The organism is Stenotrophomonas sp. LGBM10 (assembly GCF_046736075.1).
GTDB lineage: Bacteria > Pseudomonadota > Gammaproteobacteria > Xanthomonadales > Xanthomonadaceae > Stenotrophomonas.
Genome location: NZ_CP177163.1, coordinates 3,543,405 through 3,559,733 on the forward strand (window position 1 = coordinate 3,543,405; position 16,329 = coordinate 3,559,733).

Below are 16,329 nucleotides of genomic sequence, written 5' to 3' on the forward strand. Positions count from 1 at the left end.
TAACCGGCTCGCGCCGGCCGGAGTATCTGACCGATGGATGTGTTGCTCGCCAATCCGCGTGGGTTCTGTGCCGGTGTCGATCGTGCGATCGAGATCGTCAAGCGCGCGATCGAGACCCTGGGGGCGCCGATCTACGTGCGCCATGAGGTCGTGCACAACCGTTTCGTGGTCGACGACCTCAAGAGCCGTGGGGCGATCTTCGTCGAGGAACTGGACGAAGTGCCGGACAACAACACGGTGATCTTCAGCGCCCACGGCGTCTCCCAGGCCGTGCGCCAGGAAGCGGACCGCCGCGGCCTGAAGGTGTTCGACGCGACCTGCCCGCTGGTCACCAAGGTGCACCTGGAAGTGGCGCGGCATTGCCGCGCCGGCCGCGACGTGGTGCTGATCGGCCACGCCGGTCATCCGGAAGTGGAAGGCACGATGGGCCAGTGGGACCGCGAACGCGGCAGCGGCCGCATCTACCTGGTCGAAGACGTCCAGGACGTGGAAACGCTGGTGCTGGACCAGCCGGAAAACTTCGCCTACACCACCCAGACCACGCTGTCGGTGGACGATACCCGCGGCATCATCGACGCGCTGCGCGCCCGTTTCCCGGCGATGCAGGGCCCGAAGAACGACGACATCTGCTACGCCACCCAGAATCGCCAGGACGCCGTGCGCGACCTGGCCAAGCGCTGCGACCTGGTGCTGGTAGTGGGCTCGCCGAACAGTTCCAACTCCAACCGGCTCAGCGAGCTGGCCCGCCGTGAAGGCGTGGAGTCCTACCTGATCGACGGTGCCGACGAGATCGACCCGGCGTGGGTGGTCGGCAAGCAGCACATCGGGCTCACCGCAGGCGCGTCGGCACCGCAGGTGCTGGTCGATGGCGTGATCGAGCGTCTCAAGGCGCTGGGCGCCAGCGGTATCGGCGAGCTCGACGGCGAGCCCGAATCGATGGTGTTCGCGCTGCCGAAGGAGCTGCGCCTGCGCCTGATCTCCTGATCGGTGCGACGGCCAAGGGCATGACCTTTGGCCATGTGGTTCGGTGACGCGCAGGTCTAGCATCGGGTCTTTCGTATGCTGGAAGCCGAGCCTGATGAAACTGCGTGCCGCCATCCTCTCCGTGCTGCTGGTCGTGTCCGCCTCGGGCGTACACGCGCAGACGCCGCCGCCGCAGGATGTGGCCTTCCCCGGCCTGCTGCGCATCGACGTGGATGCACGCGACATCGGCCGGCGCATTTTCAAGGTCAAGGCCACCGTACCGGCCAAGCCGGGGCCGCTGACCCTGCTGTATCCGCAGTGGCTGCCCGGCAGCCATTCGCCGAGCGGCCCGATCGACAAACTTGCCGGCCTGGTGGTCACCGCCAACGGCACGCCGCTGGCGTGGACGCGCGATCCCTACGATGTGTACGCCTTCCGCGTGGACGTGCCGCAGGGCGCCACCGAGGTCGTCGCCGAGTTCAAGTTCCTGTCCTCGCAGGGGGGCACCCAGGGCCGGGTGGTGATGACCCCGGACATGCTCAACCTGCAGTGGAACGCCAATTCGCTGTATCCGGCCGGCGTGATCACCCGCAACATCCAGGCCCAGGCCACGGTCACGCTGCCGCCGGGCTGGTCGTATGCGACCGCACTGGACACCGAGCGCCGCGACGGCGACACGGTGGTGTTCAAGCCGATCAGCTACGACCATCTGGTCGATTCGCCGCTGTTCGCCGGTCGCCACTTCCAGCGCTTCGACCTGGACCCCGGCGCCAAGGTGCCGGTGCACCTGAATGTGTTTGCCGACCAGGCCAAGTCGCTGGCGGCCAAGCCCGAGCAGCTGCAGGCGCACCGCGCGCTGGTACAGCAGATGTACAAGCTCTACGGCGCGCGTCATTTCGACCGCTACGAGTTCCTGCTCGCCCTCACCGACAAGCTCGGCGGCATCGGCCTGGAGCATCAACGCTCCAGCGAGAACAGCGGCGAGCCGGGCTACTTCACCGAGTGGGACAAGACCTGGCTCGGCCGCGATCTGCTGCCGCATGAGTTCAACCACTCCTGGAACGGCAAGTACCGCCGTGGTGCGGACCTGACCACGCCGAACTTCAACGTGCCGATGGGCGACAGCCTGCTGTGGCTCTACGAGGGGCAGACCCAGTTCTGGGGCCAGGTGCTGGCCGCGCGCTCGGGGCTGTGGAGCGTGCAGCAGACCCGCGACGTGCTGGCCAATGTTGCCGCCACCTACGACCGTGGCCGCCCCGGCCTGAGCTGGCGCACCCTGCAGGACACCACCAACGATCCCACCATCGCCCAGCGCCGCGCGCTGGCCTTCCGCAACTACCAGTTGAGCGAGGATTACTACTCCGGCGGCCAGATGATGTGGCTGGACGTGGAGGGAAAGCTGCGCGCGCTCACCGGCAACCGGCGCGGACTGGATGATTTCGCCAAGGCGTTCTTCGGCATGAACGACGGCGACTGGAACGTCCATCCGTACACCTTCGATGACGTGGTGACCACCTTGAACGGCGTGGCGCCCTTCGACTGGGCCACCTTCCTGCGCGAGCGTCTGGATGGCCACGGCCCGCTCACCGGGGGGCTGGAGGCGGCCGGCTGGACGCTGGTCTACACCGACACGCCCAACGACGCGTTCAAGGCGCAGGAATCCCGCGCCAAGACAAACAACCTGCTGTACTCCATCGGCGTGTCGATCAGCGACGCCGGCTACATCAGCGACGTGCTGTGGGACAGCCCCGCGTTCAACGCCGGCCTGGCCCCGGGCATGACCGTGCTGGGCCTGGATGGCCGCGTGTTCAACGGCCAGGAGCTCAAGGATGCGATCACCGCCGCACGCACCGGCAAGGCGCCGCTCACGTTGCTGGTCAAGCGCGTGGACCGCATCGACAGCGTTGTGCTGGACTACCACGATGGCCTGAAGTATCCGTCGCTGGAGCGCATTGCCGGCCGGCCCGACCGCCTTGCCGAGCTGTGGAAGGCCCGATGAGCCCGCGCCTGCGCGACGCGCTGATTGCCATCACCGCCATCGCCGCGATCGTCGGTGCAGGACTGGAGGGCGATGCACGCTGGCTGCATTGGCTGGCCAAGCCGCTGACCACGCTGTTGATCGCCTCCATCGTCTGGCGTGCGACGCCGTCGCCCGGCAGTGGCTATCGCCGTGCGGTGCTGGCCGGCATGCTGCTGTCCTGCATCGGCGACATCGCGTTGATGCTGCCGGTGGATGCATTCGTGCCGGGGTTGGTCGCGTTCCTGCTTGCGCACGTGTGCTACATCGTCGCCTTCCGTGCCGGGTGGCGCAGCGGACGCAGCCTGTGGGCCGCTGCGGGTCTGCTGGCGCTGTTCGCCGGCGCCAACCTCAACGGCCTGTGGCCGCTGTTGCCTGCCGATCTGCGCCTGCCGGTGGTGGTGTATGTGGCCGTGCTGGCACTGATGGCGACGCTGGCGCTCGCCCGTGCCGGGGCGTGGCCGCGCCCGACCGGTGAGGAGGGGCGCAGCGCACGCTGGGCGGCCTGGGGGGCCGCGCTGTTCGTGGTGAGCGATTCGGTACTGGCCTGGGACCGCTTCGGCGGTGGCCTGCCGCTCGCGGCGCTGTGCATCCTGGCCACGTACTACGCCGCGCAGTACTGCATCGCGCGCTCGGTGCCGCATTCGACCTAGCGGCACCGCACGAGGCGGCCCGTCGGCGACGGGCCGTCCCGCTCAGGTGAGATCGTTCACCGTCGCGCCGGGTGCGTTCATCTTCACCGACTGGATGCCGTCTTCCCGCTTGGTCACCGACGAATAGGTTTCGCTGGTGCCGATGATCTGGCTGTTGGCTGCTTTCAGATTGAACATCGGCGCACCGTTGCTGGCGTTCTTGCGCTCGTAGCGCGTGTCCAGCGGTGCGTTCTCGCGCACCGATTCGATCCCGTTCAGTGCGTTCTGTCTGCTGGTGTAGCGCTCGCTGGACAGCAGCGTTTCGCCGTTGCCGGCCTTCAGCGTGAAGTGGAACTGATCCCCTGAGCGTTTCAGGTCATAGCGTGCTGCCATAGCGGATATCCCCTGGTTGATCGGTCGGTAGCCCGGACGGGCGACATGAGCCTTTTACGACAGGCTCGCGCATTCAATCAGGAAATGCCTCAGTAACGGGTAGGAAAAGCCCGTTGCAGCGCTCAGCGCACCTGCAGCGTCATCAGGAAGTAGCGGCCCAGCGGATCATCCAGCCCCGGCGCCAGGCCGCCGTTGCCGCTCAGGTAGTTGACCGGTGGCGCGTCCCACAGGTTGTGCACATCCAGCGCCAGCAGCACGCGCGGACCCAGCTGGCGGCCCACGTGCAGGTTCCAGCGCAGCTGGTCGGGGTTGTGGCAACGGCCCTGCTCGCGCTGCGTGGCCGGGCAGGCGTCACCCGGCAGCCACGCGCGGGTGCGGCCCACGTAGTTGGCGCGCAGCGCCAGGTCCCAGCGGTCGCTCTGCCACTGCGTGGTGAGCACCGCCGACAGCGTGGGCGTGACATGTCCGCGCAGGTCGATCGTCTCGCCGTGCGCGCGGTGGCGGCGCAGCGTCTGCTGGCGCAGTGCATCCAGCGATACCCGCCACGGGCCATCGGCCGAACGGCCGAACCGGTAGTCGCCGCGCAACACCCAGTTGCGCGACACCGTGCGGCCGATGTTGTCGAACGACAGGCGCAACGCCTGCAGACGGCCGGCGTCGTCCAGCACCCAGGTAGCGCGGTTCCAGAGTGCATCGGCCGGGTGCAGGTCGAGGATCTCGTTGCGCAGGTCCACCACGTTGCCGGTCAGCGACAGCGACAGGTCCGCGCGCGGCGACCACACCACCCCCAGCGAATGGCTGCGCGTGGTCTCCGCGTCGAGGGCGTTGCTCTCCACCACGTCCACGTCCACCACGCAGCCCTGCGCGGACGCGATCGCGCACACAGGCAGGGCGCCGCTGGCGGGCAGCACCACCTGGCCGAAGTAGCCGGGCGGGCGCCGGCGCTCGAACAGGCTGGGCGCGCGGTAGCCGCGGCCACTGGACCACAGCAGCGACCAGTGCTCGGACGGGGTCCAGCGCAGCCCGGCACGTGGCGAGAACGCGGTGTCATCGCCATCGCGGTCCAGCCGGGCCGCCACGTCCAGGCGCAGGGTATCGGTGAACGGCAGGCCCAGTTCGGTGTAGGCGGCACCCGACAGGCGCGACAGCCGGCGGTGCTCCACCGGCAGTCCCAGTGCCAGCTCGCCGTCGCCGATCAGCTCGTCCGGGTGCGCGCTCCAGGCCTCGTGGCGCAGGTCCAGGCCGGTCGCCAGCTGTACCGGGCCGCCGTGCCACTGCGCCAGATCGCGCTGCAGTCCGGCCCACGCCTGCCACTGGTCGGTGCGGCCGCGATTGCGGATGGCCGGGAACAGATGCTCGGCCAGCGGCGCGGTCAGCGCGTTGAAGCCGGGCAGGAAGCCCTGTTGGGCCGCCTCGTACAGCCGCTGCGTGCGCACCGTGCCGGCCGTGTGCAGCGACACAGCGCTGTGCTGGCGGCTGATCCCGGCGTCCCAGTTGCGGCCCGCCTGGTCGCGGCCCACGCCCGCGGTGATGTCGGCGGTGGTGGCATCCACGCGCGGGCGCACGCTGCCGCCTTCCTGGAACACATAGTTGAACAGCAGCCCTTCGCCGATGCGCAGCGCCGCTGCGGTCGGGCCGAGCTCGAAGCGCTGCCGGTCCTCGCTGCCGCGCACTTCGGCGAACGCGTAGTGGCCGTCGCCGAACGCATGCCGGTAGCGCCCGTACGCGGCCACGGTGGTGGCCGCCGGCTGCAGCGAGCGGCCGCGCGAACTGTCGAACCAGCAGCCGTCCGCATCGCGCTGCAACGGCGCCGCGCAGCGCGTTGCCGGCAGGTACAGGCCGCTGTCGGTCAACAGGCCGATCGGGTAGCGCTCCTGCTCCACATGCCACGCGCGGCTGTTGCCGGCCAGCGGCTGCACCCGCTGCAGATCGATGCCGGCGAACCAGCGGTCACCATTGGCACGGGTGGCGCCGGTGGCCAGCTGCACCCGCTGCTGGTCGCCATCACCACGGCTGCTCACGCCGGCCTGCAGCGTCGCTTCGGGACCATCGGCCTGCTCACGCAGGATGATGTTGACCACGCCGGACATCGCGTCGGCGCCGTAGATGGCCGATGCCCCGCCGCGCACCAGTTCGATGCGCTCGACGAAGCTCAGCGGAATGCCGCCCAGGTCGGTCAGCGCGCCCTGTTCCAGTGACACCATCGGGTAGCGTGGCAGGCGTCGGCCATTGACCAGGAACAGCGTTGCACGCGGCCCCATGCCATCCAGGCTGGTGGTTGCCGCCGCGCCCACCGGCAGGTACAGCGAATCGCCCCCGCGCGAGGTCGCCAGCGGCGGATGGCCGTTCATGCCGGGCAGGTGCCGCAGCAGATCGAACAGCGAGCCGTAGCCGCTGCGCAGAATCTCGTCGCGCTCGATCACCACCACCGGCAGCGAGGCCTGCACCGAACTGCGCGGCAAGCGGCTGCCGGTGACGTGCACCGGCGCCAGGTCGACCTGCGCGCTCGGCACCGGTGACGGCGCCGGGGCAGGGCGCCGGCGCGCAGGCACCGGTGCCGGTGCGACGGCAGCGCGGCGCACCACGAACACGCCCGGGGTGGTCTGCAGCACGTGAACCGGCAGCCCGACGACCAGGCGCGCCAACGCCGCATCGTCGTCCAGCGTGGCGTCCACCCCACCGGTGGTCAGGCCGGCCAGCTCGGCGGTATCGAACAGCAGCACCCGCTGGCTCTGCCGCGCCCACTGCTGCAGGGCCGGCGCGAGCGGGCCGCGCGGAATGTGGAAGCCGACATCGGCGCGTTCGCGCGCGCCCAGCGGTGCGATCAGCGTCCACGACAGCGCGCACGACATCGCCACAACGAACGCGCGCCATCGCCGCCACCGCCACCGCTGTTGCTCCCCCTGTACGGCCATCGACGTCAGTGCAGGCGGCGCAGTTCCAGCACGCCGTCGGCGCGCTGTTGTCCGGTGATCGACCAGCCCTGTTCCAGCGCGGCGAGCAGGCCCGCGCGATCTTCCGCACGGAACGTACCGCTGACCGCCAGCGTCGCGATCGCCGGATCGGCGATCACCATCGGCGTGGCGTGGTAACGGTTCATGCGTTCCACCACCACCTGCAGCGGCGTCGCGTCGAAGACCAGCCGGCCATCCAGCCAGGCATCGGCCGTGCCCTGCGCCAGCGTGGGGCCGGGTGTGATCTGCCCCGATGCCTGCACCTGCAGCTGCTGCCCCGGCTGCGAGAGCACCCGTTGCCCGCCCTGCGTGCCGTCGCTGCGCACCTCCACCGCGCCCTCCAGCAGCGACACGTCGACGCGGTCGTCCTGCCAGCGCTCCACCTGGAAGGTGGTGCCGATGTCCTCGATGGTGCTGTTGCCCGCCAGCACACGCAGCGGCTTGCGCGATGGTGCGACCTGCAGTTGGATGCGGCCGCGCTCCAGCGCGATGTGGCGCTGTCGCAGCCCGAACCGGGTGGTCATCGCCGCGCCGGCATCCAGCGTGACCTGGCTGCCATCGGCCAGCGTGCGCTGCTGCGGCAGATGGGTGGCGTTGGCATAGTGCTGTGGCGTGGGCTGCCCATCGGTCACCCATGCCCAGCCCAGGCCAACGGCCAGGCACAGACTGGCGGCAATCGCCACGGCAGGTAGCCAGCGCGCACGGCGCGGGCGCGCAATACGCGCCGTGCCGGCACGCACCCACGGATCATTGGCCAGCTGGCCCATCTGTTGGTGCAGCGTTTCGGCCTGCACCCAGGCGCGCACATGCCCCGGGTCTTCGGCCAGCCAATGTTCGAACGCATCGCGTTCGGCACGGCTGCAATCCGGCGCCTCCAGTCGCGCCACCCAATGGGTGGCCTGGTCGAATGCCGGTTCGTCGCGGCGGTGCGTGGCAGCCCGCATCAGGTGTCTCCGTCCTGGCCGAAGGTGTCGGGGCCCAGTTCCTGGCGCAATCCCTGCAGGGCGCGGGCGATGTGTTTTTCCACCGTCTTGGCGGTGATGCCCCGGTGGCGGGCGATCTGCGCATAGCTCATGCCGCTGATCCGGTTGAGCAGGTACACCTCGCGGCAGCGCTCGGGCAGCTTGAACAGCGCCTGCCGCAGCAGCGACAGCATCTGCCCGGACTCGGCCTGGCGCAGCGGTCCCGGTGCGGTGCAGAGCGGCTCGGCCGCGCCATCGCCCTCGGCCAGCGGCAGGTGCGTGCGCGCGTGCGGCGACCGCCCGCGGTCGGCCAGCCGGTTGCGCGCGATCCGGTACAGCAGCAGGCGCAGTTCCTCGCTGCCATGCGACTGGTAGCGGATCAGCCGTTCCATGCAGTCCTGGGTGATGTCCTCGGCGTCGTCCGCACTGGCGCCGCGCGCGCGCAGGAAGGCGCACAGCGGCGCGCGCTCATCCCGCACGAACGCGGCGAACGGCTCGGCCCGCGGCAGCGGTTCCGGGACGTAGCGCAGCAGGGGGGACGGAGCGGACAGGACAAGACCTCGAACGGCAACGATCACGGGCATCCCGAGTATTACGCGACGTTGACAGGATGTGAAAGGCCGAAAGTGCCGCCCCATCAAAATGAACGCGTTCATTTTTATGTCGGCGCTCGACTGGGGGAGATCGTCATTCCGCCACGTTCTGCAAAGGTCCCGCGCGATGCGGGGTAGGACCTTTTCTGGAGAGAAAGCATGAAGCAATCGGTGTTGAGTGTGGCGTTGGCCGGCCTGCTGGGCGTGGCGGCGATGGGCGCGGTGGGCGATGCAGCCGCGATGAGCTACCACGTACAGGGCGATCGGATCTTCCTCAGCGGCGGCGTGACCTACGCCGACGTGGTGTCGCTGCCGGCGCTGCTGGCCAAGGCGCAGGCCGAAGGGCGTCCGATCCGTGAAGTGGTGCTGCGCACCTCCAACGGCGGCGCACTGATTGCCGGCGAGTGGCTGCAGGGCGTGATCCGCACCGCCGGCCTGAACACCATCGTGTCCGGCCATTGCATCTCCTCGTGCTCGATCATGCAGTCCGGTGGCGTGGAGCGTTACATGGCCGGCGATCTGCCGACCGTCGATTCGGTGCAGATCCACGCCGCCAGCAGTGGCGGCAAGGTGATCTACACGCCGTCGGCGCGCATGACCGAGATATACACCGGCAACTACGGCGGTGGCATGGATGCCGGCCTGCTGCACAAGGCCATGTACGAAGTGGTGCAGCCCAACGGCCTGCTGGTGTTCTCCGATCCGGCGCGCACCCGCGGCAACTCGGTGAGCTTCGATCCGGACGGGTCCGGCGCCAAGCGCGTGACCTTCGCCGGCGAGGACATGTTCAACAACAACATCATGACCTCGGCCGAATACCGCGCCCCGGGCGACACGCTCAACGTGACCGCCAACGTCACCGGCGACATCAACGCCGGCTACCTGCGCACCGGCCGCCAGCTGCAGACCTTCGTCGACGACGATTTCGCGCGCTGGAACACCGACTGGCAGTCCACCTACATCAACCTGGCGCAGTCCATCTACAACGCGTCCAGCCGCGGCCCCAACGGCATCGGCCCGGACTCGGTGCAGGACTACCTCAGCGACCCGGGCATCCAGGCGCTGCTGCTGTCCAAGCTGCGCCTGAATGATCTCGCTGCGTCCACCCTCGACGATTCGATGGGCGTCATCCGCGTCACCAACGGTGCCGTGTGGCGCACCGCGGCCACCACCGGCGCGGACTTCATGCTGGTCGACAACGGCACCATCGCCCTGGAAGGCGGCGCCCTGCGCGCGGCTGAAGTGCGCGTCATGCAGACCAGCATGCTGGTCGGTCATGGCGACATCGCCTCGCCGGCGATGGACCTCAACGCACTGGCCGAGGGCAGCGGCCCGTCGTGGCGCGAAGACGGCTTCAACCGCCTGCGCGTGTACGGCACCCTGATGCCGCGCGGCGGCGATCTGGTCACCCACGGCTACGTCAACATCATGCCGGGCGGCAAGGTCCTGTTCGACGTCACCGAGAACGGCGGTGCCGCCACCGGTCGCCTGCGCGTGGGCACCTTCTTCGACGACGAGCAGATCGACGGCGCCCTGGTGATCTCGCCCGGCGCGCACCTGGAACTGAACGTCGCACGCGGCTACTACGACGGCAGCTACCGCCGCGACCTGGTCACCGGTCCGATCTACCAGGACGGATTCCAGGATGTGGTGCGCCTGGGCGACACCGGCTACACCGCCAGCATCGCCGAGGGCGAAGTGTTCCGCCCGCGCCACAACTCGCTGCTGAGCTTCAACGTCGTGCAGAGCGCCAACGGCCTGTCGCTGACCGCCAATCCCGGCTTCGACCAGCTCGGCCTGTTCGCCAACGCCACCTCCGGCGATGGCCTGGGTCGCGCGCTGGCCAGCGCCGCCACCGGCAACGCCGCTGGCCTCAAGCCGCTGCTGGCCTCGCTGCAGTTCTCCGACCGCGACGTGATCGCACAGCAGGCCGGTGGCCTGCGCGGCGACAGCCACGCCACCCTGCGCCTGGCCGACACCGCCCTGGTGGGCAGCATCGGCAACGTCGTGCAGCAGCACCAGTTCGACATGCGCAGCAGCGGCGGCGACGCCGATGGCCTGGCCGCCCAGGCCGCACAGGCCGCCTCGGCGCAGCCGGGCATGGGCAATGGCAGCCTGTTCAACCAGCTGGCCATGCACCTGGTGCAGCCGGCCGGCGACACCGGCAGTGCCGGCACCGCTGGCGAGCGTCGCAGCGTCGGCATGTGGGGCCGCGGGTTCGGCAGCCAGGGGCGCATCGACGCCGACGGCGGCGTGGCCGGCATGACCCACACCACCGGCGGCATCGTGCTCGGCGCCGATACGCGCCTGGCCGACGACAAGGTCACCCTGGGCGTCAGCGTCGCCGCAGCGGAGATGTCCACCAAGGGCCGCGACGGCACCGGCTTCAGCGGTGACGTACGCGCGCTGGACGTGGGCGGCTACCTGGATGCCGCGTACTCGCGTGGCTACCTGTCGGCCTCGCTGCGCTACACCGACCTGCGCCATGACACCCACCGCAGCATCGTGGGTATCGAAGGCCTGGAAGCGCCGCTGCGCGCCAAGTACGACAGCGACGCGCTGTCGGCCCGCCTGGAGCACGGCTTCTCCTTCACCACCGCCCGCGGTCTGGTGATCCAGCCGCTGCTGCCGGTGGTCGATTACGCCCGCCTGTCCAACGTCCGCTTCAACGAAGGGCAGGGCGCCGGCGCCCTGGCCGGCCGCAGCGACAGCCTGGAGAGCATCCGCGTGGGTGCCGGCCTGCAGCTGTTCAAGACCTTCGAAGGCCGCAAGGGCGAGCGCATCACCCCGCACGCCCGCGTCCTGTGGCAGAAGGAACTGGGCGACACCCAGGCCCAGTTCAGCACCGGCTTCGCGGCCGCGCCGGACCTGGTCTTCGGTTCGACCAGCCAGTCGGTGGGCGAGCAGGTCCTGAGCTGGAACGTCGGTGTCACCAGCCGCGCCAGCGAGCGCCTGTCGATCATGATCGACTACGTCGGCGAGCGCCGGGACGGTCAGGACCAGAACGGCGTGATGCTGGGCCTGGGCTACCGCTTCTGAGTCCCCCGGGGCGTCCGGGCAATTGACCGCCCGGCCCCCCGGCCTTAGAATTGCCTGCTCAGCCGGAATAGCTCAGTTGGTAGAGCGGCGCATTCGTAATGCGTAGGTCGTAGGTTCGATTCCTATTTCCGGCACCAGATACAGCAGAAAGCCCCGGCCTTGGTCGGGGCTTTTTGTTTGTGGCGATACGGCCGTTGGTAGCGCCGGCCGGTGGCCGGCAAGCCAAGGTCCGTTTGATGTGCCTTGGCTGACATCGCCGCCACGACCCGATCCGGCTTCGCTGGCGCTTAGCGCCAAGAGCGCTGCTCCCGTCAGGATGACGTGATTGGCCTCAATCGCACCGTTGGATTCCTGGCCGATCGTTCCTGTGCTATCAATACCAAGCCTTGCTTCAAGGCACTTTCAGGGATCGGAAGGATGCGCAGGTACGGAGGAGCTGCAGGCGGTGTGTCGACCCGCTTTAGGGGAGTTGAAGATCGAGTTCGGAAGCTGGGTGCGGTAGGCGCCTGGCTATGTTTTGTGCTGTTGTTGGGTCTGGCTGCTGTGCCGACCGCAAGCGCACAAACAGTTACCTACATCCATACCGATGCCTTGGGCTCGGTAGTAGCCAAGAGCGATGCGAGCGGCAAAGTGATCGAGCGCATCAGTTACGAGCCTTATGGCGCTGTCGTAGGTGCGCCGGTTGCTGATGGCCCGGGTATACGGGGCATGTGAGTGATGCTGCTACTGGACTAAGCCAGATGCAGCAGCGGTACATGGATCCGCAGCTGGGGATGTTCCTCTCGATCGACCCTGTGACGGCGTATGAGCAGCCCGTTGGGCAGTTCAATCGGTATCGGTATGCGAACGGGAATCCGTACAAATTCACAGATCCCGATGGGCGACAGAGTTGGAGTGACTTTCAGACCGGCTTTGAGAACGGAACACTTAACGCTTCCCGATACGAGCACGGATTTCCGCTGCATGCAAACTGGGCTGAGCAGGCTGGCTATGGCATTGGTGCCGGTATTGTCAAGGGCGGTCAGTCCCATGCTGGCGGTATTCGAGTGCCGCCCCTGCGTATGCAACCGCCGCGGACTGGGGTTGTTACGGTTGGTGCGGTCACCAAGCCAACGAAGTCGCCAGATATAAATCCAAAGGACATCGCGGGACGTACTGCGGGAGAGATCGACGGGATTGCAAAGCAGAGCGGTCTACAGCCCAAGGGCCCGGATCCCTCTGCTGGAAAAGGGGCCTACGTAGATCCAGTGAATGGTAATCAAAGGGTACTGGTACATCCCAACGCTGCCTGCGGCCCCCATTGTCATGTGAATGATGCTAGTGGCCAACGTTTGGATATCAATGGGAAGCATGTCGCTCCGGAGTCGCCGGCCGCGCATCTTCCCCTCAAAACAAAGTGAGATTCTGATGCACGATTGGACGCTTGTGGAAATACGAATCGACTGGGCTGCAAGCTCGGCGGTGCTCATTGCGCTGGACGAATGCTCTTTGAGCCGGTCGATATTCTTCAGAGGGCTGCGCGAATTTTCAGCTGATAGGCGAGAGCACTGGGGGCCAAGCAGTTCAATCAATGAGGCTTCCTGGGACGATTCGTCAACGGATGGCGGAGTTTCTTTGAAGGTTGAGATGCAGTCAGGAGGCATGATCAGTATCTCGGCCGCTGCAGCGGATATCGACGGCATGCCCTGTATGCCGACGATAGGTTCGCTTTAGATTAAATCGCATGCGGACGATCCTTATCCAAACACCGTCTCGCATCCTGTCCTAAGTTGGCTCTATCGCCACTTACGGACAACCAGCCGATGTCATCCGCCCTCACCAAGCGCATCGTTCTTACAGCAGAACCCCGTGATCGCCCCTATGAGCTTAGGGACGCTCAGGTTCGCGGCCTGATCTTGCGAGTGCAGCCATCTGGTCATAAAGCTTGGATCGTGACCTGGGCGCACGGTAAGCGTCGTACGTTGGGTTCGGTCGAGCACCTGACACTTGATCAGGCCCGTGACCAAGCCCGGCAAGCCGTTGCTGAGTACGTTCAGTCGGGATTGCCAGCGCTCGCGAAGACCAAGCCCACCAGTTGCACTCTCGAAGTGCTCCTCAACGATCACTTCGAACCCTGGGCGATAGCTGAGCTGAAGGGTGGTCGCCAGTACCCGGATCGCATTCGATCAGTGTTCCCGTGGCTGTTACGCCGTCAGATCATTGAGATTGACGTGCCCACGATGGAGCGATGGTGGCGCGGGCGTGTCACTGGCCCCGATGCCGTCACCAAGGCTACTGCAGCGCGCGACTTCGCTTGCCTGCGGTCTGCCTTGTCCCGTGCGGTCGAGTGGAAGTTGATCGAGACCAATCCTTTGATGGGCATGCGTCAACGATCAGCGGCTAGCCGCAAGGTGGTTCGGTTCCTGTCTCCTGATGAGGAGGCGATGCTCCGGGCCGTCCTGGCAGCGCGCGATCTGGCTGGCGTAGAAGGCAGGGCGAACGCGAATGCGGCGCGACGTAAGTACCGACAAGCGGTTCTGCCTGACTTGCCGACGCAGGCAAGCTATTTGATGCAATCACCGATGGCGGCACTAAGACCTCTGGCGGTCGGGTGAGAATGCCGGACGGAACAGTCATAGGAAGCCACACGTCAAAAACTACTGGCGTGGCGACTATTGACATCAACAAGTCTGGCCAAATTTACAAGATAAGAATCGATGCGCTTAAGTAGGTTCGGGGGTGGAGTGATGATCGACTTTCAGTCAAGCGGCATTGTGGGATACGGCGAGGGTTCTCTCGATGAGCTGGATATTTGTTACCTAGAGAAATACTGGTTGAATCTAGAAAGCTTGGTAAGTTATTGGGCAGGGTTGCTTAATCAGGCTTTCATTATCAATCGCAACGGTCCTGGAATCCGATGCCAATCAAATATGGAGTACCGGCCCGGGGGCGTACTATTTACTGAGGAGGAGTTCCTCGACTTCAAGCGGCTTTCTATTGATCTAGGTGCCAAGAGTTTCGCGGTGATTGAGTATATTGGGCAAAGCGAGTGGGTGGATTTTTCATCTCGATCGTTTTTCCGATTTGCGTATCCGCTGCATGTGTCCTGGAGCGAGATGACAAGTTCCTGTCCGATTGCCGATGATGTGTTCATGCGACCCATCAGGGCATTCTTTGTCATTTCCGATAACGGGCGTATCGGTAAGTACGTGGATAGCGACGCATTGCATCCGTATGAGTTGTTCTTTTCCAGTGATTCGTAATGCGTAGGTCGTAGGTTTGATTCCTATTTCCGGCACCAGATACATCAAAATGCCCCGGCCTTGGCCGGGGCTTTTTGTTTGTGGTTCGCTTGGTGGTAGTGCCAGCCAGCGGCCGGCAACCTCAGGTCCGTTCGACGCACCCCGGACTGACATCGGCACCTCGATCCGGTTCGGCTTCGCTGGCGCTTAGCGCCAAGGGCGTTGCTCACGTCAGGATGGTGTGGTTGGCCTCAATCGCCCCGTTGGTTTCCTGGCCGATCGTTGCTGTGCTATCAATACCTGGCCTTGCTTCAAGGCTCTTTCAGGGATTGGAAGGATGCGTAGATTCGGGGGAGCTACAGGCGGTGTGTCGACCCGCTTCAGGGCAGTTGAAGATCGAGTTCGGAAGCTGGGTGCCGTAGGCACATGGCTATGCTTTGTGCTGTTGCTGGGTCTGGCTGCTGTGCCGACCGCAAGCGCACAGACGGTCACCTACATCCACACGGACGCGCTGGGCTCTGTTGTGGCTGAGAGCGATGCCAACAGCAATGTGATCAAACGCTATGACTATGAGCCCTACGGGGCTGTGTTCGGTGGTCAGGTCACGGACGGGCCGGGGTATACCGGGCACGTAAGTGACTCGGCTACCGGGCTGAGCTACATGCAGCAGCGCTACATGGACCCGCAGTTGGGGGTGTTCCTGTCCGTGGATGGAGCGTCATACTTGAACGAGAGTTACTATAATGATCATTAGGCCTTGGCTTTGTTTCCTTGCACTCTCTCTCTTTTCATGTAGCGTAACAGCGGGCAATGCCGAAAAAGAAGGAGGCTGTTATGCCGTTTCCAAAGGTGTACGCGGCGATGGCCCCGTTCGCGTCTGTGTGTCGTTATTTCCAGAATTGTGGACGCGCCACGATGTTGGCTACATTGAGGTTACGGGCTATATCGCTTATGTCGACGGCTCGCCATACATGTTCGCATCAAAAGATCTTTATGTTTATTCTGGAGGAAAAGGCGGGGTTGCTCTTGGTGTTACCTTGTCAGAGGTCGATCGCTTTAAACGACTAATGGCAAATGATTCTGCAGCGACTGTAGCCGGATTGTACCTCCCCGAATACGGCGAGAAAAATAGTGCGTTGGGACGAATCGAGATTATTGGGCAGCATTATTGGCTGCAAGAGATGGCAGGAGAGCGGCCACAATTGCCGATCGATTGATTCGTTTGGACTCTTGATGTTGGCTCGCAGCGTTCGCAGCCGAAGCATCGAACCAAACAGGTCGCTGAATGGCGGGATCCGGTTTGCTTCCTAACCGTCGGTGCAATAGAAAGCCCGCCAATGGCGGGCTTTTTGTTTGCTTTGGCCAAACCAATCAACCGCTCTGCTGCAGCACCGTATCCAACATCTGCATGACAAACCGCTGCTGTGCTTTGGGCAGCGCCGCGATGCGCTCCAGTTGTAGCCGTTCAATCCCTCGCGAGGCATCGCCCTCGGCTTGGCTGGTGCCTGTAGCCAAGGGTCCTGCCCAACTCGGAATGGCCCCTTTGGCCTCAGCC

General features: G+C 65.6%; 15 protein-coding genes and 1 tRNA gene. 11 read left to right on the forward strand and 5 right to left on the reverse strand.

From position 1 onward, the window contains the following. Positions 1–33 precede the first annotated feature (33 nt). The 3 genes from ispH to ACLB90_RS15470 all read left to right on the forward strand — a co-directional run bounded on the left by ispH (position 34) and on the right by ACLB90_RS15470 (position 3,633). Positions 34–984, forward strand: coding sequence for a 4-hydroxy-3-methylbut-2-enyl diphosphate reductase (gene ispH, locus ACLB90_RS15460; RefSeq protein WP_411850291.1), 951 nt, complete (start codon positions 34–36; stop codon positions 982–984). A 94-nt stretch (positions 985–1,078) separates the two neighbouring features. After that, entirely contained in the window at positions 1,079–2,962 is a 1,884-nt protein-coding gene (locus ACLB90_RS15465) for a M61 family metallopeptidase (protein ID WP_411850292.1), read from the forward strand. Next, positions 2,959–3,633, forward strand: coding sequence for a lysoplasmalogenase (locus ACLB90_RS15470; protein WP_411850293.1), 675 nt, complete (start codon positions 2,959–2,961; stop codon positions 3,631–3,633). Before ACLB90_RS15465 ends, ACLB90_RS15470 begins: the two co-directional genes overlap by 4 nt. Before the next feature lie 42 nt (positions 3,634–3,675). Here the strand turns inward: ACLB90_RS15470 and ACLB90_RS15475 are convergent, their stop codons facing one another. From ACLB90_RS15475 to ACLB90_RS15490, 4 genes are all read right to left on the reverse strand, one after another. Further along, positions 3,676–4,005 (reverse strand): YegP family protein, encoded by a 330-nt coding sequence (locus ACLB90_RS15475; protein WP_411850294.1) that lies wholly within the window; start codon positions 4,003–4,005, stop codon positions 3,676–3,678. A gap of 122 nt (positions 4,006–4,127) precedes the next feature. Then, a complete protein-coding gene (locus ACLB90_RS15480; RefSeq protein WP_411850295.1) occupies positions 4,128–6,857 on the reverse strand; it encodes a TonB-dependent receptor plug domain-containing protein in 2,730 nt (909 codons plus the stop codon). Positions 6,858–6,925: 68 nt separating this feature from the next. After that, on the reverse strand, positions 6,926–7,903 hold the full coding sequence (locus ACLB90_RS15485; protein ID WP_411850296.1) for a FecR family protein: 978 nt from the start codon (positions 7,901–7,903) through the stop codon (positions 6,926–6,928). Further along, the gene (locus ACLB90_RS15490) at positions 7,903–8,505 is read right to left on the reverse strand and encodes an RNA polymerase sigma factor (protein WP_411850297.1); all 603 of its coding nucleotides are present in this window, start codon (positions 8,503–8,505) and stop codon (positions 7,903–7,905) included. The genes ACLB90_RS15485 and ACLB90_RS15490 overlap by 1 nt, the downstream gene beginning before the upstream one ends. A gap of 168 nt (positions 8,506–8,673) precedes the next feature. Between ACLB90_RS15490 and ACLB90_RS15495 the strand changes: the two genes are divergently transcribed. The 8 genes from ACLB90_RS15495 (at position 8,674) to ACLB90_RS15530 (ending at position 15,991) form a co-directional block, all read left to right on the forward strand. Further along, a complete protein-coding gene (locus ACLB90_RS15495; protein WP_411850298.1) occupies positions 8,674–11,553 on the forward strand; it encodes an autotransporter domain-containing protein in 2,880 nt (959 codons plus the stop codon). Positions 11,554–11,614: 61 nt separating this feature from the next. Beyond that, positions 11,615–11,690 (forward strand) — tRNA-Thr (locus ACLB90_RS15500). A 310-nt stretch (positions 11,691–12,000) separates the two neighbouring features. After that, positions 12,001–12,267: a hypothetical protein gene (locus tag ACLB90_RS15505; protein WP_411850299.1), complete on the forward strand. Its 267-nt coding sequence runs from the start codon at positions 12,001–12,003 to the stop codon at positions 12,265–12,267. 41 nt (positions 12,268–12,308) lie between these two features. Then, entirely contained in the window at positions 12,309–12,953 is a 645-nt protein-coding gene (locus ACLB90_RS15510) for an RHS repeat-associated core domain-containing protein (protein ID WP_411850300.1), read from the forward strand. Positions 12,954–13,355: 402 nt separating this feature from the next. Further along, complete coding sequence (locus ACLB90_RS15515; protein WP_411850301.1) at positions 13,356–14,147, forward strand: integrase arm-type DNA-binding domain-containing protein; 792 nt, start codon at positions 13,356–13,358, stop codon at positions 14,145–14,147. Positions 14,148–14,276: 129 nt separating this feature from the next. Continuing rightward, the gene (locus ACLB90_RS15520; RefSeq protein ID WP_411850302.1) at positions 14,277–14,795 is read left to right on the forward strand and encodes a hypothetical protein; all 519 of its coding nucleotides are present in this window, start codon (positions 14,277–14,279) and stop codon (positions 14,793–14,795) included. Positions 14,796–15,141: 346 nt separating this feature from the next. After that, entirely contained in the window at positions 15,142–15,528 is a 387-nt protein-coding gene (locus ACLB90_RS15525; protein WP_411850303.1) for an RHS repeat-associated core domain-containing protein, read from the forward strand. Beyond that, the gene (locus tag ACLB90_RS15530; protein ID WP_411850304.1) at positions 15,518–15,991 is read left to right on the forward strand and encodes a hypothetical protein; all 474 of its coding nucleotides are present in this window, start codon (positions 15,518–15,520) and stop codon (positions 15,989–15,991) included. Before ACLB90_RS15525 ends, ACLB90_RS15530 begins: the two co-directional genes overlap by 11 nt. Before the next feature lie 154 nt (positions 15,992–16,145). Here ACLB90_RS15530 and ACLB90_RS15535 read toward each other — a convergent pair whose 3' ends face one another. Next, a complete protein-coding gene (locus tag ACLB90_RS15535; protein ID WP_312711139.1) occupies positions 16,146–16,289 on the reverse strand; it encodes a hypothetical protein in 144 nt (47 codons plus the stop codon). Between the last annotated feature and the right edge of the window lie 40 nt (positions 16,290–16,329).